This is a genomic window from Rhodococcus sp. NPDC060090, assembly GCF_042729855.1.
Taxonomy (GTDB): Bacteria; Actinomycetota; Actinomycetes; order Mycobacteriales; family Mycobacteriaceae; genus Rhodococcus.
Genome location: NZ_JBHWXB010000006.1, coordinates 87,358 through 110,325, shown reverse-complemented (window position 1 = coordinate 110,325; position 22,968 = coordinate 87,358). Strand labels below are relative to the sequence as shown.

Annotated in this window: 25 protein-coding genes; 16 read left to right on the top strand and 9 right to left on the bottom strand. The window is 66.4% G+C overall.

What is annotated here, in order from left to right; all coding sequences use genetic code 11:
* Nucleotides 1–2 precede the first annotated feature (2 nt).
* Genes cysD through ACFWCF_RS10205 form a run of 3 tightly spaced genes read right to left on the bottom strand, consistent with a single transcriptional unit; the run spans nt 3 to nt 3,369 of the window.
* Nucleotides 3–947: a sulfate adenylyltransferase subunit CysD gene (cysD, locus tag ACFWCF_RS10215; RefSeq protein WP_378560492.1), complete on the bottom strand. Its 945-nt coding sequence runs from the start codon at nt 945–947 to the stop codon at nt 3–5.
* Nucleotides 944–1,651, bottom strand: coding sequence for a phosphoadenylyl-sulfate reductase (locus tag ACFWCF_RS10210; protein WP_378560489.1), 708 nt, complete (start codon nt 1,649–1,651; stop codon nt 944–946). The genes cysD and ACFWCF_RS10210 overlap by 4 nt, the downstream gene beginning before the upstream one ends.
* On the bottom strand, nt 1,648–3,369 hold the full coding sequence (locus ACFWCF_RS10205) for a nitrite/sulfite reductase (RefSeq protein ID WP_378489783.1): 1,722 nt from the start codon (nt 3,367–3,369) through the stop codon (nt 1,648–1,650). Before ACFWCF_RS10205 ends, ACFWCF_RS10210 begins: the two co-directional genes overlap by 4 nt.
* 304 nt (nt 3,370–3,673) lie before the next feature.
* Here ACFWCF_RS10205 and hemW point away from each other — a divergent pair, with 304 nt between their 5' ends.
* Nucleotides 3,674–4,993, top strand: coding sequence for a radical SAM family heme chaperone HemW (hemW, locus tag ACFWCF_RS10200; RefSeq protein WP_378560868.1), 1,320 nt, complete (start codon nt 3,674–3,676; stop codon nt 4,991–4,993).
* 3 nt (nt 4,994–4,996) lie between these two features.
* Here hemW and ACFWCF_RS10195 read toward each other — a convergent pair whose 3' ends face one another.
* Nucleotides 4,997–5,374, bottom strand: coding sequence for a type II toxin-antitoxin system VapB family antitoxin (locus ACFWCF_RS10195; protein ID WP_378489785.1), 378 nt, complete (start codon nt 5,372–5,374; stop codon nt 4,997–4,999).
* A gap of 145 nt (nt 5,375–5,519) precedes the next feature.
* Here ACFWCF_RS10195 and hrcA point away from each other — a divergent pair, with 145 nt between their 5' ends.
* From hrcA to ACFWCF_RS10175, 4 genes are read left to right on the top strand one after another with little or no spacing between them, the layout of a single operon-like run.
* The gene (gene hrcA, locus ACFWCF_RS10190; RefSeq protein WP_378489786.1) at nt 5,520–6,563 is read left to right on the top strand and encodes a heat-inducible transcriptional repressor HrcA; all 1,044 of its coding nucleotides are present in this window, start codon (nt 5,520–5,522) and stop codon (nt 6,561–6,563) included.
* A gap of 58 nt (nt 6,564–6,621) precedes the next feature.
* Nucleotides 6,622–7,767, top strand: coding sequence for a molecular chaperone DnaJ (dnaJ, locus tag ACFWCF_RS10185; RefSeq protein WP_378560486.1), 1,146 nt, complete (start codon nt 6,622–6,624; stop codon nt 7,765–7,767).
* 9 nt (nt 7,768–7,776) lie between these two features.
* Complete coding sequence (locus ACFWCF_RS10180) at nt 7,777–8,535, top strand: 16S rRNA (uracil(1498)-N(3))-methyltransferase (protein WP_378560483.1); 759 nt, start codon at nt 7,777–7,779, stop codon at nt 8,533–8,535.
* Between the two features lie 15 nt (nt 8,536–8,550).
* Nucleotides 8,551–9,315: an alpha/beta hydrolase family protein gene (locus tag ACFWCF_RS10175; RefSeq protein ID WP_378560480.1), complete on the top strand. Its 765-nt coding sequence runs from the start codon at nt 8,551–8,553 to the stop codon at nt 9,313–9,315.
* On the opposite strand, the gene ACFWCF_RS10170 is transcribed toward ACFWCF_RS10175, so the two are convergent.
* The gene (locus ACFWCF_RS10170; RefSeq protein WP_378560477.1) at nt 9,312–10,916 is read right to left on the bottom strand and encodes an MFS transporter; all 1,605 of its coding nucleotides are present in this window, start codon (nt 10,914–10,916) and stop codon (nt 9,312–9,314) included. The two genes, ACFWCF_RS10175 and ACFWCF_RS10170, sit on opposite strands and share 4 nt — an antisense overlap.
* 145 nt (nt 10,917–11,061) lie before the next feature.
* Between ACFWCF_RS10170 and ACFWCF_RS10165 the strand changes: the two genes are divergently transcribed.
* The 6 genes from ACFWCF_RS10165 to ACFWCF_RS10140 all read left to right on the top strand — a co-directional run bounded on the left by ACFWCF_RS10165 (nt 11,062) and on the right by ACFWCF_RS10140 (nt 16,390).
* The gene (locus ACFWCF_RS10165) at nt 11,062–11,670 is read left to right on the top strand and encodes a TetR/AcrR family transcriptional regulator (protein WP_378489791.1); all 609 of its coding nucleotides are present in this window, start codon (nt 11,062–11,064) and stop codon (nt 11,668–11,670) included.
* A gap of 138 nt (nt 11,671–11,808) precedes the next feature.
* Nucleotides 11,809–12,873 (top strand): PhoH family protein, encoded by a 1,065-nt coding sequence (locus ACFWCF_RS10160; protein ID WP_378489792.1) that lies wholly within the window; start codon nt 11,809–11,811, stop codon nt 12,871–12,873.
* 49 nt (nt 12,874–12,922) lie between these two features.
* Nucleotides 12,923–13,465: an rRNA maturation RNase YbeY gene (ybeY, locus tag ACFWCF_RS10155; protein WP_378489793.1), complete on the top strand. Its 543-nt coding sequence runs from the start codon at nt 12,923–12,925 to the stop codon at nt 13,463–13,465.
* Between the two features lie 154 nt (nt 13,466–13,619).
* Entirely contained in the window at nt 13,620–14,942 is a 1,323-nt protein-coding gene (locus ACFWCF_RS10150) for a hemolysin family protein (RefSeq protein ID WP_378560473.1), read from the top strand.
* Nucleotides 14,943–14,970: 28 nt separating this feature from the next.
* Entirely contained in the window at nt 14,971–15,903 is a 933-nt protein-coding gene (gene era / locus ACFWCF_RS10145; protein WP_378560470.1) for a GTPase Era, read from the top strand.
* 103 nt (nt 15,904–16,006) lie between these two features.
* Entirely contained in the window at nt 16,007–16,390 is a 384-nt protein-coding gene (locus ACFWCF_RS10140) for a hypothetical protein (RefSeq protein ID WP_378560467.1), read from the top strand.
* 45 nt (nt 16,391–16,435) lie between these two features.
* Here ACFWCF_RS10140 and ACFWCF_RS10135 read toward each other — a convergent pair whose 3' ends face one another.
* Both ACFWCF_RS10135 and ACFWCF_RS10130 read right to left on the bottom strand, forming a co-directional pair.
* Entirely contained in the window at nt 16,436–16,996 is a 561-nt protein-coding gene (locus ACFWCF_RS10135) for a TetR/AcrR family transcriptional regulator (RefSeq protein WP_378560464.1), read from the bottom strand.
* Between the two features lie 2 nt (nt 16,997–16,998).
* Nucleotides 16,999–18,417 (bottom strand): amidase, encoded by a 1,419-nt coding sequence (locus ACFWCF_RS10130; RefSeq protein ID WP_378560461.1) that lies wholly within the window; start codon nt 18,415–18,417, stop codon nt 16,999–17,001.
* A gap of 126 nt (nt 18,418–18,543) precedes the next feature.
* Between ACFWCF_RS10130 and recO the strand changes: the two genes are divergently transcribed.
* From recO to ACFWCF_RS10105, 5 genes are all read left to right on the top strand, one after another.
* Nucleotides 18,544–19,359, top strand: a complete 816-nt coding sequence (gene recO, locus ACFWCF_RS10125) for a DNA repair protein RecO (RefSeq protein ID WP_378560458.1) — start codon at nt 18,544–18,546, stop codon at nt 19,357–19,359.
* Nucleotides 19,316–20,122: an isoprenyl transferase gene (locus tag ACFWCF_RS10120; protein ID WP_378560455.1), complete on the top strand. Its 807-nt coding sequence runs from the start codon at nt 19,316–19,318 to the stop codon at nt 20,120–20,122. The genes recO and ACFWCF_RS10120 overlap by 44 nt, the downstream gene beginning before the upstream one ends.
* Entirely contained in the window at nt 20,119–20,538 is a 420-nt protein-coding gene (locus ACFWCF_RS10115; protein ID WP_378489801.1) for a hypothetical protein, read from the top strand. The genes ACFWCF_RS10120 and ACFWCF_RS10115 overlap by 4 nt, the downstream gene beginning before the upstream one ends.
* Nucleotides 20,539–20,650: 112 nt before the next feature.
* Nucleotides 20,651–21,265, top strand: coding sequence for a transposase domain-containing protein (locus tag ACFWCF_RS10110; RefSeq protein ID WP_378560452.1), 615 nt, complete (start codon nt 20,651–20,653; stop codon nt 21,263–21,265).
* Nucleotides 21,181–21,993 (top strand): transposase, encoded by an 813-nt coding sequence (locus ACFWCF_RS10105; protein ID WP_378560865.1) that lies wholly within the window; start codon nt 21,181–21,183, stop codon nt 21,991–21,993. The genes ACFWCF_RS10110 and ACFWCF_RS10105 overlap by 85 nt, the downstream gene beginning before the upstream one ends.
* 63 nt (nt 21,994–22,056) lie before the next feature.
* On the opposite strand, the gene ACFWCF_RS10100 is transcribed toward ACFWCF_RS10105, so the two are convergent.
* On the bottom strand, nt 22,057–22,473 hold the full coding sequence (locus tag ACFWCF_RS10100) for a Fur family transcriptional regulator (protein WP_378489865.1): 417 nt from the start codon (nt 22,471–22,473) through the stop codon (nt 22,057–22,059).
* A gap of 8 nt (nt 22,474–22,481) precedes the next feature.
* The gene (locus ACFWCF_RS10095; RefSeq protein ID WP_378560449.1) at nt 22,482–22,937 is read right to left on the bottom strand and encodes an ArsR/SmtB family transcription factor; all 456 of its coding nucleotides are present in this window, start codon (nt 22,935–22,937) and stop codon (nt 22,482–22,484) included.
* Nucleotides 22,938–22,968: the final 31 nt, after the last annotated feature.

Sequence of the window (22,968 nt, the reverse complement as noted above, 5' to 3'; positions counted from 1 at the left end):
GATCAGAAGTAGCCCTCTCGCTTGCGGTCTTCCATGGCCGCTTCGGAAACTCGGTCGTCGCCACGGGTTGCGCCGCGTTCGGTCAGACGGGATGCCGCCACCTCGGCCAGGATGGCCTCGTTGTCGGCCGCGTCGGAGAGCACCGCGCCGGTGGTGGAGCCGTCGCCGACGGTGCGGTACCGCACCGACAGGGTCTGCAGTTCTTCGCTGTCCTTCGGGCCACCCCACACGCCGGGGGTCATCCACATGCCGTCACGCTGGTAGACGGGACGCTCGTGCGCGTAGTAGATGCTCGCGAGCTCCACGTTCTCGCGCGCGATGTAGCGCCAGATGTCGAGCTCGGTGAAGTTACTCAGAGGGAAGACGCGTACCTGCTCACCCGGGGCGTGCTTGCCGTTGTACAGGTTCCACAGCTCGGGACGCTGCCGCTTGGGATCCCACTGGCCGAATGCGTTGCGCAGCGAGAAGATCCGCTCCTTGGCGCGTGCGCGTTCCTCGTCGCGGCGCGCGCCGCCGAAGACAGCGTCGAACCGGTTCTCGGAGATGGCGTCGAGCAGTGGCACGGTCTGCAGCGGGTTGCGGATGCCGTCGGGCCGCTCGGTGAGGCGGCCGTCGGCGATGTATTCCTCGACGCTCGCGACGTGCAGCCGCAGGTTGTACTTCTCGACGACGTAGTCGCGGAATACGAGCACCTCGGGAAGGTTGTGGCCGGTGTCCACATGTAGCAGCGCGAAGGGAAGTGGTGCAGGCCAGAACGCCTTGATCGCGAGGTGGAGGAGGACGGTCGAGTCCTTGCCGCCCGAGAACAGGATCACGGGCCGTTCGAACTCGCCCGCGACCTCACGGAAGATATGGATCGCTTCCGACTCGAGGGCGTCGAGAGTGTCGAACTTGTTGCCGTCCAGCTTTGCTCGCTGTTCGGAAGTTGTCGTATCGATGAGTGTCATGAGGAGTGCAACCCGCATTCGGTCTTGGCTTGGCCGGCCCAGCGTCCGCTGCGCGGGTCGGCCCCGGGAAGTGGCTTGTTCGTGCACGGGGCGCACCCGATGGACGGGTACCCCTCGTCGACGAGGGGATTGACGAGAATTCCGTGTTCGTCGATGTAGTTCTGCATGTCCTCATCGGTCCATGCCGCGATCGGGTTGATCTTGACGAGCCCGAACGCCTCGTCGAACGAGATCAGCGGTGCGTTCGCCCGAGTGGGCGACTCGACCCTCCGGATTCCGGTCACCCACGCGCGGTATCCGCTGAGGGTGTCCTTCAGCGGCACCACCTTCCGCAGGCGGCAGCACTCGCTCGGGTCGCGGGCGAACAGGTCCTTGCCCAGCAGGGCGTCCTGCTCGGCGACGGTCTGCTTCGCGGCTGCATTGATCACGTTGACGCCGTACACCTGTTCCACGGCGTCGCGGGTGCCGAGAGTTTCGGCGAAGTGGTAGCCCGTTTCGAGGAACAGGACATCGACGCCGGGGTGGAACTGCGCGGCGAGGTGCACGAGCACCCCGTCCTGCATGTTCGACGCCACGATGTACGAGTCGCCGAACGTTTCCTCGGTCCATCGCAGCAATTCCTGAGCCGACGCGCCCTCGAGATTTGCCGCCCCCTGCGCGGCGAGTTCACGAAGGTCGTCGGAGGTGTGTGTGGATGTGGTCATCGGAGGTCCGCCTCGTCTGCGCGTACGGTCCACTCGGCGAAGCGTTCGCCGGCGTTCCGGTTCTTGATGAAGTTGCGCACCACGCGCTCGATGTAGTCGGTCGCTTCGTGCGCGAGGATGCGGTGCTGACGCAGCTTGCGTCCGAATCCGATGTCGAATCCGAGGCTGCCGCCGAGGTGCACCTGGAATCCCTCGATCTGCTTTCCGTCGCCGTCGTCGACGAGCATGCCCTTGAACCCGATGTCGGCGATCTGGATGCGCGCGCACGAGTTGGGGCAGCCGTTGAAGTTGAGCGTGATCGGTACGTCGAGTTCGGAATTGAGTTCGGCCAGACGGGTTTCGAGCTCCGGAACGAGATTCTGTGAACGACTGCGCGTCTCGGTGAACGACAACTTGCAGTACTCGAGGCCGGTGCAAGCGATCAAGTTGCGGCGCCACCGCGACGGCCGCGAGCTGAGGCCGACCGCTTCGAGGTCGGCGTCGAGACCGGCCATCTTGTCGTCCGGCACGTTGACGACGACCAGCTTCTGGTACGGGGTCAGGCGCACCGAATCGGTTCCGGCCTTGTCCATGGAATCCGCGAGGACGTCGAGGATGGTGCCGGACACCCGGCCGGACACCGCGGAGAACCCGATGGCGTTGAGGCCGTCGGTCTGCTTGGTGACACCGACGTGGTCGATGGGATGGCGCGGCTGTTCAGGAGCGGGCCCGTCGATGAGCGGGCGCAACAGATACTCCGTCTCGAGTACTTCACGGAACTTCTCGATGCCCCAGTCCTTGATCAGGAACTTCAGGCGCGCCTTCGAGCGCAGTCGGCGGTAGCCGTAGTCGCGGAAGATCGCGACGACGCCTTCCCACACGTCCGCCACCTCGTCGAGCGGAATCCACGCTCCGGTGCGCTCCGCGAGCATCGGGTTGGTCGACAGACCGCCGCCGACCCACAGATCGAATCCGGGGCCGTGCTCGGGGTGGTTCACACCGACGAAGGAGACATCGTTGATCTCGTGCACCACGTCGGGCTGGCCGGAGATCGCGGTCTTGAACTTACGGGGAAGGTTCGAGTACTCGGGATTGCCGATGTAGCGGCGCTTGATCTCCTCGAGCGCCGGGGTGGCGTCGATGACCTCGTTGGGGGACAGACCCGCGAGAGGAGAGCCGAGCATGCCTCGGGGGCAGTCGCCGCACGCCTCGGTGGTTTCCAGGCCGACCGCTTCGAGTCGACGCCAGATCTCCGGTACGTTCTCGATCTCGATCCAATGAAACTGGATGTTCTGGCGATCGGTGATGTCTGCGGTGTCGCGAGCGAAGTCCTTCGAGACGCTCGCGATCGCACGCACCTGTGCGGTGTTCAACTGACCGCCGTCGGTGCGGACCCGCATCATGAAGTACGGGGCTTCGAGGATGTCGGCGTTGTCGTCGCCGGTCCAGGTGCCGTCGTAGCCTTCGGCACGCTGCGTGTAGAGGCCCATCCAGCGGAAGCGGCTGCGGAGATCGGCCTTGTCGATGTTGTCGAAGCCGACGTGCTGGTAGGTGTCGATGATCCGCTGGCGGACGTTGAGCGGATTGTCGTCCTTCTTGGTCTGCTCGTTCCCGTTGAGCGGCTCGCGGTAACCCAACGCCCACTGGCCCTCTGCACGGCGCTTGGTGGGCTTCGCCGAGCGACGGCGAGCGGGGGGTGTCGAGTCGGCGGGGGGAGCGACGTCGGTGGTCGACGACATGCGGTTCTCCTGAAGTGAAGGACCGGATCGAGTACGCGAGGGGGCTGGCCTCATGCGAACACGCCTCGATCCGGCGGGATCTGAGAATTGCCGGATTGGTGCCGTACTAGCGACAGGCGGCGCAGGGCAGACAGATAGACGCACAGACACGCTTGAGGTCCACGTGGCGTCGAGCCACGAGTCGCACTCCGAGTCCGGTCATGGCGACCATTGTGCCATGTCACGGGGTTGCCGCCGAATCCGGAGGCTATTTCCACCAAAAATCGGGGAAATGTCGAGGTCGGCGCGCTGCGCCGTGTCGAGGATGGGCGCGCAGCGCGGTGTCAGGGTGGCGCGCAGCGCCGACGGGGGGCGAGCTGTGTCTGGAACACTGGAGCTCGTGAGTGACACGAGAACCGGCAGCGAGCTCGGTGCGGGACACGGGTTCGAACTGCCGGCAAGCGCACTCGACGGAGTGGGCAGCAGACCCTTCGGGGTGTACGTGCACGTGCCGTTCTGTGCGACGCGCTGCGGCTACTGCGACTTCAACACCTACACGGCGGGTGAACTGGGATCCGCGGCGTCGCCCGAGTCGTGGCTCGAGGGGCTCCGCCGCGAACTCGACGCCGGGGCCCAGCTGCTCGGTCGTGACGGCGGTGGGACGCCGGCGGCCGAGACCGTGTTCGTCGGCGGCGGCACACCCTCGCTGCTCGGCGCCGACGGGCTGGCCGACGTGCTGGATGCGGTCCGCACGTCGTTCGGGCTTGCACCCGACGCCGAAGTGACCACCGAATCGAACCCCGAATCGACCTCACCGGAATTTTTCGCACGGATCCGCGATGCCGGCTACACCCGCATCTCCCTGGGCATGCAGTCGACGGCATCCCACGTGCTCGCGGTGCTCGACCGCACCCACACTCCGGGACGCCCGGTCGCCGCTGCCCGCGAGGCGCGGGAGGCCGGATTCGGGCACGTGAACCTCGACCTGATCTACGGAACGCCAGGTGAGACCGACGCCGATCTCGATGCGTCGCTCGATGCCGTGCTGGAAGCGGGCGTCGATCACGTGTCCGCCTACGCGCTGATCGTCGAGGACGGGACCGCGCTGGCGCGGCGGGTGCGCCGCGGGGAACTCCCGGCGCCGGACGACGACGTGCTCGCATCCCGGTACGAGCGCATCGACCGGCGACTGACCGCGGCCGGACTCACATGGTACGAGGTGTCCAATTGGGCTCGAGCCGACGATCTTTCGGCCAGATGTGGCCACAACCTCGGCTACTGGGACGGCGGCGACTGGTGGGGTGCGGGACCCGGTGCGCACAGTCACGTCGGCGGGGTGCGCTGGTGGAACCTCAAGCATCCCGCGCGCTATGCGGGTGTCCTCGCCGACGGGCAACTGCCGGTCGCGGGGAGTGAGGAGCTCACGGCCGACGACATCCACACCGAATCGGTGATGCTCACCGTGCGACTACGGACCGGTCTGCCGTTGAGCGAACTGGACGCCGGTGAACTCGCCGCCGCCGGGACGGTGGTCGACGACGGGCTGGCCGCCGTGTCGGGTGATCGTCTGATCCTCACGGACCGCGGCCGGTTGCTCGCCGACGGCGTGGTGCGGACGATCCTGCTCGGATCCGACCGGGAATGAGCGCTAGAGGAACCGGGGCTCGCCCAGGATTTCAGGGCCTGCCGGATCGGTCTCCTCGGGCGATGTGACGCTCGAGAGCGGTGCGAGTGCGTCGTAATCGAAGACGCGGGCATGGAGCACCGGGCGGTTCCGCAGTGCGGACTGCACGGCCCGGTGGAGGCCGTCCTCGAGATACAGGACCCCTTTCCACTGCACAGCGTGGGGAAACAGGTCGCCGTAGAACGTCGAGTCCTCCGACAGCAGTCGATCGAGTTCGAGAACCTTCGTGGTCGTGACGATCTCGTCGAGGCGGATCTGACGCGGAGGGATTCTCGACCAATCGCGCAGCGACAGCCCGTGATCGGGATACGGCTTACCGTCCCGGACACCCTTGAAGATCATGCGCCCACAGTACGCACGGGGTGGCGGATGGATCTGTTCGGCTCCGGGACGATTAGACTGGGCGGGTACGGCACACAGTGCACCCGTGCCCCGCGCGCGAGGTGCACTTGTTCGGGCATGCACGTGGTGGAACGGAGGTGGGCAGATGTCGAGCACCGAGGAACGGAGATTCCAGGTTCTGCGGGCGATCGTGGCGGACTACGTGTCCACCAAGGAACCGATCGGATCGAAGACGCTCGTCGATCGTCACAACCTGGGTGTATCGAGCGCCACGGTCCGCAACGACATGGCGGTCCTCGAGGCAGAGGGATACATCTCTCAGACGCACACCAGTTCGGGACGGGTACCCACCGACAAGGGCTACCGGCAGTTCGTCGACCGGATCGCCGAGGTCAAGCCGCTGTCGGCGGCCGAGCGTCGCGCGATCCTGCAGTTCCTCGAGTCCGGTGTCGACCTCGACGATGTGCTGCGTCGCGGGGTCCGCTTGCTCGCACAACTGACCCGTCAGGTCGCGGTGGTGCAGTACCCGACCCTGTCGTCGTCGTCCGTACGACACCTCGAAATCGTCGCCCTGACACCGGCGCGGTTGCTGCTCGTGCTCATCACCGATTCCGGGCGCGTCGACCAACGGATCGTCGAACTCGGCGACGTCGTGGGCGACGACGATCTCGTGCGGCTGCGCGATCTGCTCGGCAACGCCCTGAGCGGCAAACGCCTCGCTGCTGCGTCGATCGCTGTGTCCGAACTCGCCGAGGACGCACCGGAAGACCTGCGTGACGCCGTGATCCGCTGCGCGACCGTACTGGTGGAGTCCCTCGTCGAGCACCCCGAGGATCGACTCGTACTCGGTGGCACCGTCAACCTGACCCGCAACGCCGCCGACTTCGAAGGCCTGCCGGGCATGCCGGGTTCGTTGCGCACCGTCCTCGAGGCCCTCGAGGAACAGGTGGTGGTCCTCAAACTGCTCGCCGCCAGCCAGGACACAGGCCGGGTCACCGTCCGTATCGGTGAGGAGACCCAGGTCGCCGAGATGCGCAGCACCTCCGTGGTGTCCACCGGGTACGGTGCGGCAGGCGCGGTGTTCGGCGGGCTCGGTGTGCTCGGCCCCACCCGGATGGATTACCCGGGAACCATCGCATCGGTCGCGACCGTTGCGAGATATATCGGTGAGGTGCTCGGCGAGCGCTGAGCTTGCCCAATGCTGTGTAGATCATTCTGTGTAGATGAAGTAAGGACGAGAACCAAACGTGGACTACTACGGGACGCTCGGTGTGTCCAAGGATGCGACCGACCAGGAGATCAAGCGGGCGTATCGCAAGCTGGCGCGTGAGCATCACCCCGACGTCAACCCGGACGGGTCGGCACAGAAGCGTTTCCAAGAGATCTCTGCTGCATACGAGGTGCTCTCCGACCCGGAGAAGCGCCGCATCGTCGATCTCGGCGGTGACCCGCTCGCGTCGGGCGGTGGTGCAGGCGCCGGCGGCTTCGGTGGTGCGGGCTTCGGTGGTCTCGGAGACGTGTTCGAAGCGTTCTTCGGCGGTGGGGGTGGCGGCTCCCGCGGTCCTCGAGGACGCGTCCAACCGGGTGCCGACTCGCTGCTGCGCACCCGCCTGACGCTGGACGAATGCGCTCGGGGTGTGACCAAGAGCGTGACAGTCGACACTGCGATCCTGTGCGACTCCTGCACCGGTTCCGGCACCCACGGCGATTCCAAGCCGGTCCGGTGTGAAACGTGCGGCGGCGCCGGTGAAGTCCAGTCGGTCCAGCGTTCGTTCCTCGGCCAGGTCATGACCTCGCGTCCGTGCCCCACCTGCCGCGGAGTCGGCGAGACCATCCCCGACCCCTGCCGCAAGTGCGGTGGCGACGGCCGGGTGCGGGCGCGCCGTGAAATCACAGTGAAGATCCCCGCCGGCGTGGGCAACGGAATGCGGATCCGTCTCGCGGCGCAGGGTGAGGTGGGCCCGGGTGGAGGGCCGGCCGGTGACCTCTACGTCGAGGTCGTCGAGCAGCAGCACGACGTGTTCGTGCGTGACGGTGACGACCTGCACTGCACCATCCGGGTGCCGATGGTCGACGCAGCGCTCGGAACCACCGTGAGCCTCGACACGATCCTCGACGGCGCGATCGACATCACCGTCGATGCCGGTACGCAACCCGGTTCGGTATCGGTGATCCGCGGCCACGGAATGCCGAAACTGCGTTCGGGTGCGCGCGGCGACCTCCACGCGCATCTCGAAGTGGTGGTGCCGACCAAGCTCGATCACAAGCAGACCAAGCTGCTCGACGAGTACCGCATCATGAACGAGCGCGACCGCGTGGAAGTCGTGTCGAAGTCGTCGCAGCATTCGTCGGGCCTGTTCTCGCGTCTGCGCGACGCGTTCAACGTCCGCTAGGCGACCACGGTGGCCGCGACGCTGTTCTATCTCGACCCGCTGCCCGAGACGGGAGCTATCGCCGTTCTCGACGGCAAGGAGGGCCGACACGCGGCAACGGTGCGCCGGATCTCTGTCGGGGAACGACTCGTGCTCTCCGACGGCAGGGGCGGCGTCGCCGATGTCGAGGTGACGGCAGTGGCCAAGGACCGGCTCGAGGCCGTCGTCCTCGGCCGCGGCACGATCGCACCGCCGCGACCGTCGGTGACCGTCGTCCAGGCCCTCCCGAAGTCCGAACGGTCGGAGCTCGCCGTCGAGCTCGCCACGGAGGCGGGCGCCGACGGATTCGTGCCGTGGCAGTCGTCACGGTGTGTCGCGCGATGGGACTCCAAAGCGGACAAGGGGACGGCCAAGTGGCAGGCGGCGGCAATGGCCGCGGCTAAGCAATCTCGGCGCGCGTATGTGCCGGAGGTGGCCTCGCTGCACCGCACCGCCGACGTCGTGGCGCGGGTACGTGAGAGCGTCGAGGGCGGAGGTGTCGCCGCGGTGCTGCACGAGTCGGCCACCGTTCCGTTCTCGTCCCTGGCTCTTGCCGCGGCCCCCGAACTCGTCCTCGTCGTCGGTCCGGAAGGCGGACTCGACGACGCCGAAGTCGAAGCGCTCGTGGGTGCCGGAGCGAGCGCGGTATCGCTCGGACCGACGGTGCTGCGCACGTCGTCGGCTGCAGCGGTGGCGCTCGGTGCGGTGGGCGTGCTCACCGACCGCTGGAATCAACAGCCTTTGCACTGATCGATAATGATGCGTATGCCACGCATCCGCATCGACTACGGTTCCGAGCCGGCCCAGTTCGGGTACCTGTACACACCGACCGAGGTCGACGGCCCGCTACCGGTGGTGATGCTGATCCACGGCGGCTACTGGAGCGCAGACTTCCACCTCAACCTGGCGACGACGCTGGCGGCCGAGCTCGCCCGGCGCGGGGTGGCTGCGTGGAACGTCGAGTACCGGAGAGTCGGGGCAGGCGGCGCGTGGCCGGAGACGAGCGCCGACATCGAATCCGCACTCGTCGCGACCTCGACCTTGCTGCTCGAATCTTCGCCGGTTCCGCTGGACGTCGCCGACGTCCGGATCGTCGGGCATTCTGCGGGTGCTCAACTTGCGCTGTGGGTGGCGGGCAGACGCGACTGCCCGGTGCGGCCGAGTCGCGTGATCTCCCAGGCAGGTGCCCTCGACCTCGTGTCCAGGGCCGCTCGCGGCGGCGGTCCACTCGAGGCATTGTTCGGAGTGTCCTATTCGGACGATCCGCAGCTGTATCACGATGCGTCGCCGCTGCACCGGGTCCCGACCGGGGTGCCGACAGTGTGTATCCACGGCAGCGGGGACGTGCAGGTACCCGCGGCCGCCAGTCGTGCATATGTCGACGCCGCAGGTGCCGCCGGCGACCGGGTCGTGCTGTGGGAGGTGCCGGGGGAGGGACACAATGCGTTCCTCGACCGCACCACCCGCAGCTGGGAACTGACGTTGCAGGCGGTGCTGGGCGACGACCCGTGGACGGATGGGGCGGACTAGTGCGCGGGCTCGAGCATGTCACGGTCCTTCGACGGAAGAATTGCTGCCACCAGTAGAGTTCCGATCGCCAGAGAAATGCCGCCGACCAGGCTGGCTTGCCCGATCGCATCGGCGAACGCGGCACCGGCGGCTTCTCGCAACGGTTCCGCGTGGGACGCGGCGAGGGGATTCGCGGCGAGTTCCTCTGCGACGATCGAGGCACCACCTACGGAGTCGCCGGCTGCAGCGATGGCCAGCTCGGCCTGTTCGGCCATCGATCCTGTCAGGTTCGTGAAGGGAAGATCCGACAGGAAGCCTGCGATTTCCCGGTGATAGGTGGTGGCGAGAACCGAGCCGAGCACCGCGATTCCGAGCGAACCGCCGAATTCGACGGCGGTGTCGTTGAGGCCGCCTGCGGCGCCGAGTTCGTTTTCCGGGAAACCGGCCATGATCAGGTCGGTGGCGGGTGGAGTCGACAGGCCGATGCCGATGCCGAGGAGCAGCAGGCAGACGAGATAGATCTCGAATCCCGAAGCGGAGTGGGACTGCGTGAGTACGAGCACCCCGACCGTGGCCGCGGCCATCCCGGCGGTCACAGTCGCGCGAGTCCCGAATCGGGGTGCGAGACGAGCGCTGCCGGCTGCGCCCGCGGACACCGCCACGGCCAGCGGGAGCAGGCGGAGACCGGTTTCGAGCGGCCCGTAGCCGAGCACGAACTGGAATTGCTGTGCGACGAAGTAGATGACTCCGAAGGTCGCGAAGAACAAGAGCAGCACCGAGATGCACGCGGCCCCGACGGTCCGATCCACAACTCGTGCGAGGTCGAGCAGCGGGTGCGGGTGCCGCAGTTCCCAGGCGACGAACGCCACCGCTGCTGTCGCCGCAGTTGCCAGAACCGCGAGAGTAGCTGGGCTCCAGCCGAAGTGGAATCCGTCGATGATCGCGTACACGAGACCGCCGACGGTGACGATCGACAGCAGCCCGCCGATCCAGTCGGTGCGGTCGACATGGTCTGCGCGGGAGGCCGGGACGAGCGCGAGGGAGGCGATCGCCGCTGCCGCGGCGATGGGCACGTTGATCAGGAATGTCGAGCCCCAGGAATGCGATTCGAGCAACCACCCGGCAAGTAGTGGCCCGAGAGCGATCGCGAGGCCGGAGGTCGCGGCCCATGCGGCGATCGCGCGGGCGCGTTCGTGTGCCGGAAACATCGCGACCAGGAGCGAGAGGGTGGCCGGCATGATCACGGCCGCGCCGACGCCCATCACGATGCGTGCGGCGATCACCTCGATGGCGCTGTCGGCGAGGCTCCCGTATACCGCTCCCGCGGCGAACACCGCGAGACCGGCGAGGAGCGCGCGTCGTCGGCCGAACCGGTCGCCGAGGACCCCGCACAGCAGCATGAGCGCTGCATACGGAACCGTGTAGCCGTCGATGATCCACTGCATATCGGTGCTCGTCAGCTGCAGGTCACGCAGCATGCTCGGCGCTGCCACGATCAGCGCGGTATTCGCCATCACCACGATGAGAAGGCTCAGGCACAGCGTTGCGAGAGCGGCCCATCGACGTGGGTAGGGGCTGTCGGAGCGGACTGATGCCCGGATCTCCGGGGTGGTGTCGGTCATGAGCTCTCCTCCATGCGGGCCCGGCTCCGGGCCTGGATTGCACAGTCGTGTGCAATCTAGCTAATTGCACAGTCGTGTGCAACTAGACTGGAAGGTGCATCACACGTACGGCGAAACGAGGATGAGCAGCGTGGAGGAGTCGGTCATGCGACCGCGGAAACGCACGAACGTGAACCGTTCACGGATCCTCGACGCGGCGATGCGCTGCTTCGCATCGGACCCGGACTCGAGTATGGACGACGTGGCGAAGGCCGCCGGTGTGGTGCGACGCACCGTGTACGCGCATTTCCCCAACCGGGACGCGCTCGTCGAGGGACTTGCCGACGAGGCAGGAGCGGCGCTCGCCGCGTCCGTCGAGCCCCCCGAACCCGAGGACGCCGCCGTGGCGCTCGCGGCGGGGGTTCTGCGCCTCAGTCCGGTCGGCGACCGATATCGGGTACTTCTGTCGTTCGCGCGCAAGGAAGTCGGTGAGGACCGCATCAGTGAGCTCATTGCGCCGGTCCGCACGCACACCTACGGTGTCGTCGACCGGGGTCGCGCGGCAGGCGTGTTCTCTGCCTATCTTCCGACCTCCGTGCTCGTCGCGATGATGGAGGGCCTGACCATGGCCACGCTCGAACACGCCAACCGCGGGGGCGTCGACGATGCCGGCGGCGCCATGGCGCTCGGTGTACTGGTCCTCGCGGGTGTCGCTCCCGACCGCGCCGAGGAGGTCGTGGCGTCTGCACGGCGGTGGCTGCAGACCACGGCGTGAATCCGGGTCACGACGCGGAGCCGAACACGGTCTGCCGCACAATGCTGTGAATGTGTGCACCGTACGGCGCTAGACTGGGCTACGGACACGACGCCCGTCGTGTCCGTATCTGAACCGAAAGCAGGCCGTTCCGTCCACGTGAGTGAACCAGACCGCACCCGCGACCCCGACGACGTAGACCGGATCCCGGTCCGATCGAGCCTGGATCTCCCGCCGGAGGCTGCAGCACCCCTGGTGGGGGCAGCCGACGAGAATCTCATCGCACTCGAGACGGCCCTCGCAGCCGACATCCACGTGCGCGGCAATACCGTCACCCTGAGCGGGAGCCCCGCAGACGTTGCCCTCGCCGAACGCGTGATCGGTGAACTGGTCACGCTGGTGCGCCGCGGGCAGCAACTGGGCCCCGATGCCGTGCGCCGGACGGTGGGGATGCTCACGAACGGGCTGTCGGATTCGCCGGCGGAGGTGCTCAGCCTCGACATCCTGTCCCGGCGCGGGAAGACCATCCGGCCGAAGACCCTCAATCAGAAACGGTATGTCGACGCAATCGACGCCAACACGATCGTGTTCGGTATCGGCCCGGCCGGAACCGGCAAGACCTACCTGGCGATGGCGAAGGCCGTGCAGGCTCTGCAGACCAAGCAGGTCACCCGCATCATCCTCACCCGTCCCGCGGTCGAGGCAGGCGAACGTCTCGGTTTCCTGCCCGGAACCCTGCACGAGAAGATCGACCCGTACCTGCGGCCTCTCCACGACGCCCTGCACGACATGATGGATCCCGAAGCGATCCCGAAGCTCATGCAGGCCGGGGTGATCGAGGTCGCGCCGCTGGCGTACATGCGTGGTAGAAGTTTGAATGATGCATTCATCATCCTCGACGAAGCGCAGAACACCACCGCCGAGCAGATGAAGATGTTCCTCACCCGTCTCGGCTTCGGATCGAAGATCGTGGTGACCGGCGACATCACCCAGATCGACCTGCCCGGTGGCGCAAAATCGGGTCTTGCCGCAGCCGCTGAGATCCTCGACGACATCGACGACATCGAGTTCGCGCGGCTCGACAGCAGCGACGTGGTCCGTCACCGACTCGTCTCCGACATCGTCGACGCCTACGGGCGTTTCGAAGCCGAGAGAAGTGGCGATGCGGTCATCGGAAACCGAGCCCAGCGACGAGCCGCGCAACACCGGATCCCACGCCGGTGATCATGCAGCACAACCCGAATCCGTCAGAAGTGCAGAAGGAACGACAGTCATGAGCATCGAAATCTCGAACGAATCCGGGATGGAGGTCGTCGAGGAAGACCTGCTCGACGTCGCCCGTTTCGTCATCGCCCGAATGGACGTGCACCCCGCAGCGGAATTGTCGATGGTGCTCGTGGATTCGAACACCATGGCAGATCTGCATGTGCGTTGGATGGATCTACCCGGCCCGACCGACGTGATGTCGTTTCCGATGGACGAACTCGAGCCGGGCGGTCGCCCGGACGCACCGGAACCGGGCCCGTCCATGCTCGGCGACATCGTGCTGTGCCCGTCGTTCGCTGCAGATCAGGCAGAGAAGGCCGGCCATTCGCTCGACAACGAACTTGCTCTTCTCACGGTGCACGGCATGCTGCATCTGCTCGGCTACGACCACGCCGAACCCGAAGAAGAGAAGGAAATGTTCGGCCTGCAGAACCAGTTGCTCGCCGAGTGGTACGAGGAGTTGCGGCTCGCCGAGCGTGATGCCCGGCTGGCTGCGCGCGATCAGCAGCTGCTCGGAAAGGCCGGATTCGTCGACAATCCGGAGCTGTGACGGTGTCGCCGGATGACGCAGCGACGGTGTCGCCGGATGGCACAGCGACGGTGTCGCCCGATGGCACAGCGACGGTGTCGCCCGATGGCACAGCGACGGTGTCGCCCGATGGCACAGCCGCGGATGCTGCAGGGCGCGCAGGAGTGAGTGCCGCGTGAGTATCGTGATCTTCTCCTACGTTCTCGCTTTTCTCCTCGTGATATTCGGCGGACTGTTCGCCGCAATCGATTCGGCGCTGAACACGGTGTCGGCGGCTCGTGTGGAAGAGCTCGCGAAGGACGGCCGTGCAGGCGCCCGCAGACTTCTTACGCTCCTCGAAGATCGTCCCCGCTATATCAATCTCGCGGTACTGCTGCGCATCCTGTGTGAGCTGACCGCGACAGTGGTGCTCGCGGGAGAATTGCTCGATCACCTCAGTCGTAGCTGGGCGCTCGTCATCAGCGCCACGGTGATGGTGGTGATCGACTATGTCGTCATCGGTGTGGGGCCGCGCACGCTCGGCCGCCAGCACGCCTACTCGATCGCACTCACCGCCACCGTGCCCCTGCGTGTGCTCGGTGTGATCCTGGGTCCGATCAGCCGGATCCTCATCCTCGTGGGTAACGCCGTCACCCCTGGCCGAGGTTTCCGCAACGGCCCGTTCGCCAACGAGATCGAACTGCGCGAACTCGTCGACCTGGCGCAGGAGAGTGGGGTGGTGGCCGACGACGAGCGACGGATGATCCAGTCGGTCTTCGACTTCGGCGACACCACTGCGCGCGAGATCATGGTGCCGCGACCTGAGATGGTCTGGATCGAGAACACCAAGACCGCTGGTCAGGCGACATCCCTGGCAGTGCGGAGCGGGCACTCACGCATCCCGGTGATCGGCGAGAACGTCGACGACATCTGCGGTGTCGTCTATCTGAAGGATCTGGTGCAGCAGACCTATGACGCAAGCGACGGCGGGCACAGCGTCTCGGTCGCCGACGTGATGCGTCCGCCGGTGTTCGTGCCCGATTCCAAGCGTCTCGACGAATTGCTCTCCGACATGCAGCGCGACCGCAATCACATGGCTGTGCTCGTCGACGAATACGGCGGCATCGCAGGCCTGGTCACGATCGAGGACGTCATCGAGGAGATCGTGGGTGAGATCGCCGACGAGTACGACGTCGGTGAGATCCCCGACATCGATGATCTCGGCGACGACACCTACCGTGTCTCCGCGCGCTTGCCGGTCGAGGACCTCGGTGAACTGTTCGGCATCGAAATCGACGACGACGAGGTCGACACCGTCGGCGGTCTCCTCGGCTACGAACTCGGTCGTGTTCCGCTGCCGGGTTCTCAGGTACACACCCACGGTCTCGTTCTGCGCGGCGAGGGCGGACCCGATGTCCGCGGTCGCGTCCGAGTGAACACCGTGTTCGTCCGGCGCGTTTCGGAATCCGAAGACTCACCCACCTCTCGAAAGGAGGACGGCGCGTGCTCTGCATCGTGAACGAGGACGTAGCAGCGTCGAACATCAGATGGCAGAACACAAAGTGAACGAGTCCGATTTCCGTTCCGGATTCATCTGCTTCGTCGGGCGGCCCAATACCGGCAAGTCGACGTTGACGAATGCACTGGTCGGCAGCAAGATCGCGATCACCTCGTCGCGTCCGCAGACCACCCGCCACACGATCCGCGGGATCGTCCACCGCGAGCACACGCAGTTGATCCTCGTCGACACACCGGGGCTGCACCGGCCCCGCACCCTGCTCGGACAGCGTCTCAACGACCTCGTGCGCGACACGTACTCGGAGGTCGACGCCATCGGAATGTGCTTTCCCGCAGACGAGAAGATCGGTCCTGGCGACCGGTGGATCCTCGAACAGGTTCGCACCGTTGCGCCGCGCACACCGCTGATCGCGATCGTGACGAAGATCGACAAGGTGGGCAAGCAACAGGTCGCGGCGCAGCTGCTCGCGGTGTCGAAGCTGTTCGGCGGCGAGACCGACGTGGTTCCCGTGTCCGCGACATCGGGGGAGCAGGTCGAGGTTCTCGTCGACGTGATCGCGTCGCACATGGAGCCGGGACCGGCGTTCTACCCCGACGGTGAGCTCACCGATGAGCCCGAGGAAACCCTCATGGCCGAACTCATCCGTGAAGCGGCGCTCGAAGGCCTCGGAGACGAGCTTCCGCACTCGCTCGCCGTGGTGATCGAGGAAGTGCGCGAGCGAGAGGGACGTACCGAGAAGCAGGGCGAGATGCTCGATGTGCATGCTCTGCTCTATGTGGAGCGTCCGAGCCAGAAGGGGATCGTCATCGGCAAGGGTGGCGCACGGTTGCGTCAGGTCGGGACGGCGGCGCGTGCCCAGATCGAGAAGCTGCTCGGTGTGAAGATCTTCCTCGAGCTGCATGTCAAGGTCGCGAAGGATTGGCAGCGGGACCCGAAGCAATTGGGACGCCTCGGATTCTGACCTTCCGCTGTCGCGTGTGCCGATGTTGTCGATGGAACGCGTAGGTGTCGGAATTGTCCGATGAGACTAGGGTCTCCGCATCGTTGTCGATGCGGAGGTTCGAATGCGCATGTTTGTCCCGGTCGCGGTCGCCGCGGCGTCGCTGCTTCTTGTCGCAGGGTGCGGCTCGGGTGGCGATGTCGCCGCGGTGCCGATCACGTTCACTGCGGGCGAAGAGATTCCCGTTGATCTGTCGATGAGGCCCAGCAACGTCGGCGGACGTAGTACGCCGTTCTACTCCGGGTACCGCCCGCAGGTGTCGTTCGCGTCTGCGGATGCGATCACCTGCACGGTCAAAGGGCCTGCCCATGGTGAGCCGTTCGAACCGGGCACGAGGTCGATCGTGCCGTTCGTGTGCACCGTCGAGGTGACCGTGGGATCGGAGGATGTGAAAGTCGGTGTTCTGGAGGGCGGTAGGGAAGTGGGGACCGGTACGGTGCGATTGTGAGGGTGCCGGTGCGGCTCTGAGAGCTGAGCCCTGGGTCCCGGTGCGTCAAGGTTGTGCCGCCGCTGCCCGCAGTAGGAGGAGTGTGGCAGCGGCCAAGTCCGTGTCGGACCCGGTCGACAGGCGGCGCAGTTGCAGTCCTGCGATCGTCGCGACGAGGACCGGTCCGAGCGTCTCCGCATTCGGGACGCCGAGGGCACGGAGGATTGCCACGGTGAGGGCGTCGTACGCAGACCAGCAGTCGTCTGCGGTCGCACGCAGATCCGGGTCCCGGCCCGCCTGGATCCACAGCTCGTATGGTGCGATCCTCTCGGCGGTGAACGCGAGGTCCGTCGCCACCCGCTCGGTGATCACCGCGGCTTCCGTGAACGAAAGTGTCTGCGATCGATATGTTTCCGCGATCGCACGCAGTCGTTCGGTTTCCTCCTCGACGAAGGTGGTGAGCGCGGCCCCGAGGAGGTCGGACTGGCTGGGGAAGTGGTAGGTGATCGACCCCAGTGACACCTCGGCACGAGAAGCGATCCGCCGATTGGTGATTCCTGCAATCCCGTGGGTGCCGACGAGATGCAGTGTCGCGTCGATGATGCGGTGCCGAGCATCCGTGGCCACGACTACCACCACCCCGCCGGGCTCTGTTCGTGCCAGCGCAGTACCGATTCGAGTTGAGCGGCGAGCGACACGAGCATCGGCTCGGAGTTGTCAGGTCCGAGAAGCTGTGCACCGATGGGCAATCCGTCGTCGGTGAACCCTGCGGGAATATTCACGCCGGGCCATCCGAGCACATTCCACGGCCATGCGTACGGGCACGCAGCGGTGATCACCTTGTCGGTCGCCCACCCGCCGAGACCGTCGATCGCGTCGACCGTCGGTGGTGGTGTTGCCGTGGTGGGAGTCAGCACGACGTCGACTCGATCGAAGATCCGGCCGACCCGACCCCTGAGCCGGGGCTCGGCAGCCAGGGCAGCACGGAGCGGAAGCCCGTGCAGGAGTTTGCCGGTGTGCGCATTGGCGCGGGTGCGGCGATCTACGAGCGACGGGTCGGCCAGTGCGTTCACCCAGTCGTGGATCCCGGCCATCGATCGCGGGAGGAAGTTCAGTCCGAACGTGATTCCGTAGTCGGGGTCGGCGAGTATCACCTCGTGTCCGAGATCGCGGAGTGTGGTCGCGAGTGCGGTGATGCGGGTGCGTACCCGTGGGTCGAGCCGTGTAGGTGTTGCCGTGAACGGAAGCTTCAGGGACAGTGCAATTCTCAGGCGGCCGGGGTCGCGTCCCACTGCGTCGGAGACCGTCGGCGAGTCGCGGCGATGGAGGTCGCCGGGGTGATTACCGGTCACCGTGTCGAGCAGGAGTGCCGCATCGGCGACGGTGCGGGCGAGGGGGCCGTGGGTGGTCAGCCCGTAGAACGACTCGGGATGCGGCCACATCGAGATCCGGCCGCGTTGCGGCTTGATGCCCACCAGGTTCGTCCATGCGCACGGGATCCGAACCGAACCGGCGCCGTCGGAGCCGAGCGCTGCGGGGACCAGTCCCGCGGCAACTGCGGCAGCGCTCCCGCCGGACGAACCGCCCGGCGTGTGGTCGCGCGACCAGGGATTTCGCGTGTGTCCGTAGGTCGGGTTGCCGGTCAGGGGCCACTGACCGACCTCGGAGGAGTGGGTCTTGCCGACTATCACGGCGCCTGCGTTGCGGAGTTGTCGGACCACCTCGGCGTCGTGTTGCCGAACCGGGAAGTCTCCCGCGCAGCCGAAGGCTGTGTTCTCACCGGAGATGTCGGTGTCGTCCTTGACCGCGATCGGGACGCCCAGTAGAGGAGCGTGCTCGCCCGCAGCGCGGCGACGATCGGCCTCTGCCGCCTCGGTCGGTGCCGCTTCGCGCCGCACGACGCGGAAAGCGTTGAGCGTGGTTCGGCTCGCGTCGATGCGGTCGAGTGCGGCGCGGACGAGTGCCACCGAGGTGGTGGTCCCTGCTTCGAGTGCTGCAGCCATGTCGGTCAGTCCGGCGGACCGGGCGGGTAAGTCCTGCGTCGTCATGCATCCCCCAACGTTGTTCGTTCGAACGAACAGTAACGCGTTCCAATATCGGGTGTCGAGGAATTCCCGGGACTCCCGCCGCCCGCACAACAGGTGCTGTCGTGCCGACGTGACACACTCGGAGGCGTGAGGTTGTACAGGGACAATGCCGTGGTGCTGCGTCAGCACAAGCTGGGCGAGGCCGACCGCATCGTCACCCTGCTCACCCGTCGGCACGGGCTCGTCAGAGCCGTCGCGAAGGGCGTGCGCCGCACCCGCTCGAAGTTCGGTGCGCGACTGGAACCCTTCGCCCACATCGACGTGCAACTGCACCCCGGACGCAACCTCGATATCGTCACCCAGGTCCAGACCCTCGACGCATTCGCGATCGGCATCGTCGACGACTACGGGCGCTACACCACCGCCTGCGCGATCCTCGAGACGGCCGAACGGCTCGCGGGCGAGGAGCGCGCGCCCGTGCCCCGGCTCCACGCCCTGACCGTCGGCGCCCTGCGTGCGGTGTGCGATCGGACGCGGCCCCCGGAGTTGGTATTCGACGCCTTTCTGCTGCGCGCCATGCTCTACGCCGGGTGGGCACCCGCGATCACACAGTGCGCCCGCTGCGACCGGCCGGGACCGCACACGGCATTCCATGTCGGGGCGGGCGGCGCGGTCTGTGTGGAATGCCGGCCGCCCGGCGCGGCGACACCTGCGCAGGGAGTGCTGGAACTGATGGACGCGCTCAACCGAGGGCGCTGGGAGGTCAGTGAAGCGGCGCCGACCTCGGTGCGCAGCCAGGCCAGCGGCCTGATCGCCGCGCATCTGCAATGGCATCTCGAGCGTCAGCTGCGGTCGCTGCCGCTCATCGAACGCAGTAGTCCGCACGGGGCAGAAAACCAGGAAACCGGCGTCAGGCAGGATGGGGAGCGTGATTCGACGACGCGAACCGCACCGACCGGCTGACCGCACGATCCGCCCACCCGACCCTCATCCGTCGGGTGTGCGCGCCCCGATCATCCAGCCCGAGCTGATCCCGCAGCACGTCGCGCTGGTCATGGACGGCAACGGTCGTTGGGCGCAGGAGCGCGGACTACCTCGCACTGCCGGTCACGAACGTGGCGAAGCCGTCCTGATGGATGCGGTGTGCGGCAGCATCGAGGTGGGCGTCAAGTGGCTGTCCGCCTACGCGTTCTCCACCGAGAACTGGAAGCGGAGCCCCGACGAGGTGCGATTCCTCATGGGCTTCAACCGCGACGTGATCCGCCGGCGCCGCGATGAGATGCACGAGATGGGTGTGCGTGTCAGGTGGGCGGGACGCCGCCCACGTCTGTGGCGCAGTGTCATCAAGGAACTCGAGATCGCCGAGGATCTCACCAAGGACAACGACGTGATGACACTTGTCATGTGCGTCAACTACGGTGGCCGGGCCGAGATCGCCGATGCCACCCGTGAGATAGCACGTCGCGTCGCGGCCGGAGAGATCGATCCCGAGAAGGTCAGCGAAGCCACGATTGCCCGTTATCTCGACGAGCCGGATATGCCCGACGTCGACCTGTTTCTCCGGCCGTCGGGAGAGCAGCGGTTCTCGAACTTCCTGCTATGGCAGTCCGCCTATGCAGAAATGGTGTTCCAGGACAAGAACTTTCCCGACTTCGACCGACGCGACCTCTGGGCGGCCTGCGTCGAATACGCCTCCCGCGACCGTCGGTTCGGGGGTGTGAAATGACGGCATTCCGGGAGCGGATCGCTGGGCTGCTCACTCCGTTCGTCGACATGCGGACCTCCGCGACCAATGGCGACGACGCCCTGGGCTTCGACTACGGTGCCGTCCCGTTCGCGGTGCAGGTGGTCACCCTCACCGAGGGCCTCGACGTCGTGTCGCTCACCGGGATTCTCGGCTGGGATCTCCCGCTCGGCGACGACGTGCGTGCGCGGGTGGCGACGGCCGCCGACACCGTGCAGTTCGGGTCGGTGCATCTGATCGAACGCGACGCAGAGGCGGATGTGGTCCTGCGCTACTCGTTCCCCGTCACGGGCCTCGAAGACACCGCGCTGACGACGATGCTGCTGCTGGTTCTCGACGGAGCCGCGAGCGCTCGGGATGTGGTCGGCGCCTCGGCAGGCTCCGGCGAGACGGCATAACCGCAATGCCGCGCAGTTAAGGATTCCGTGGGGTGTGTCAACCCTCCACAACAAGCAACGAAGTTCCTGCTAGAACAGTGTCGACCAAGATCACCGCACGGCAGGAACCCCGTTGGACACCCAGTCTGTCATCCCACCCGCCCGCACCGTAGCAGCGGGCCGATTCGCTCCCGGCCACCTCGGCGAACTGACCCAACTCGTCCCCTTCGAGATGGTCGACGAGGCACTGACCGCGACCGGAACGGTGCAGGCCCGCATCCGAGAACTGCCCTCGCGGGTGGTGGTGTACCTACTGCTCGCCGCGGCCCTGTTCGAGGACCTCGGATACCGGCAGGTCTGGGCGCGGCTGACCTCGGGCCTGACCGGACTGCCCGTCGCCAACCCCGGATCCTCGGCACTCGCGCAGGCCCGACGCCGGATCGGACCGGCACCGCTACGCGCATTGTTCGAACTGCTCGCCGGCCCACCGGCCGCGCCGCTACGCTGGCACGGCCTGCTGGTATGCGCGATCGACGGAACCACGATGTCGGTACCCGATAGTGCCGCGAACCTGACCCGCTACCGCCGTCAAACCGGTTCGCACGGCGGCTCGGGATACCCCTGCTGCGCCTGTTGGCGGTCGTCGCCTGCGGTACTCGCACCGTGCTCGGCGCGGTGTTCGGACCCACCGACATCGGCGAAACCCGCTACACACCAAGATTGTTCGGATGTCTGCGCCCGGGCATGATGCTGTTGGCCGATCGTAATTTCGCTGCGGCCGACCTGATCGCCGGGGTCGCCGGTACCGGCGCCGATCTACTGTTCCGCTGCAAGGACTCCCGTCGGCTGCCGCCGGTGGCCGCCCTGCCCGACGGGTCGTGGCTGACCGTGCTCGGAGCGCATCGTCTGCGGGTGATCGACGCGCAGATCCTCGTGCACACCGACGGGTCCACCCGCACCGGCCGGTACCGGCTGATCACCACACTGACCGATCATCGGCAGTTCCCCGCCCTCGACCTGGTCGCTCTGTATCACCAGCGCTGGGAGATCGAAACCGTCTATCTGGAGATGAAATCGACGACGCTCGGGGGTCGGGTGCTGCGTGCCCGCACCCCGGCCGGGATCGAGCAGGAACTCTACGCACTGCTGACCACCTATCAGGTGCTGCGGCTGGCGATGGCCGACGCGACAGCGCACGATGCGGCGACCACCGCCGACCGGGCCAGTTTCACCGTCGCGTTGTACGCCGCTCGTGATCAACTCGTCCATGCTGCCGGGGTGATCGCCGGGGCCACCGTCGATCCGATCGGGCGGATCGGTCGTGCCGTGCTGGCCGATCTGCTTCCACCGCGCTGTGCTCGTGTCAGCCCGCGTGTGGTCAAACGCGCCATCTCGAAACACCGAGCGAAAGGCGATGTCGACCGCACCAACTATCAGGCCGTCATCACCATCGACATCCTCGATCCACCGGATTGACAACTGTCTCTCGGCGCTAACTGCGCGGCATTGGGCATAACCGGCCAGGTTCGATACGTCCCCTCAGTCCTCGGCGAGCGCGCAGTCGGTGCATGTGCCGAAGATCTCGATGGTGTGACTGACGTCGACGAATCCGTTCGCGTCGGCCATCTCGTGCGCCCAGCGCTCGACCTCCGGTCCGTCCACCTCGACGGTGAATCCACAGCGACGACACACGAGGTGGTGATGATGCCCCGACGAGCACCGTCGGAACATCGACTCTCCGGAATCGGTGCGGAGCACATCGACGCTGCCCACCTCGGCGAGGGACTGCAGCGTGCGGTACACGGTGGTCAGGCCGATCCCGTCGCCGCGCTTGCGTAGTTCGTCATGGAGGTCCTGTGCCGTCCGGAACTCTTCTGTGTCGTCGAGCAGTGCGATGATCGCGCTGCGTTGCTTGGTGGAGCGAACCCCCACGAGGGGTTTGCGGGCGGAGGTCAAGGTGGACGTCAACCTTCCTTGTCGGGGGTTGCCCTGCTAGGGGCGTGAGGTGCTTCTCGGGCATGGGCGACAGCGTCGACGACGATGTGGGCGAGATGATCATCCGCGAGTCGGTACAGGACCTCGCGTCCGGACCGGTCTCCGCGAACGACACCGGCGGTCTTCAGGACACGCAGATGCTGACTGATCAGCGGTTGAGTGACGCCGAGTGCGCCCACGAGCTCGTGCACGCACCGCGCGGATTCTCGCAGCTGGAGCACGATCGCGATCCTGATCGGCGCGGACAGCGCACGCAGGAGCTCGCCCGCGGTGACGAGAGTGTCGTGCGGGATCGGCTGCCGGATCTCGGCGGAGTCGTGCGATTCGGGAGCGCGAGCGTCCACCGTGCAGTCGTGATGACCGGTGTCGAGACTCAAGGGGGCTCCTTCGGAGGTGAACCGCACGTTATTGCAAACCGATCTCATTTTGATATGCGCAGATGTGCATGTCAACCGC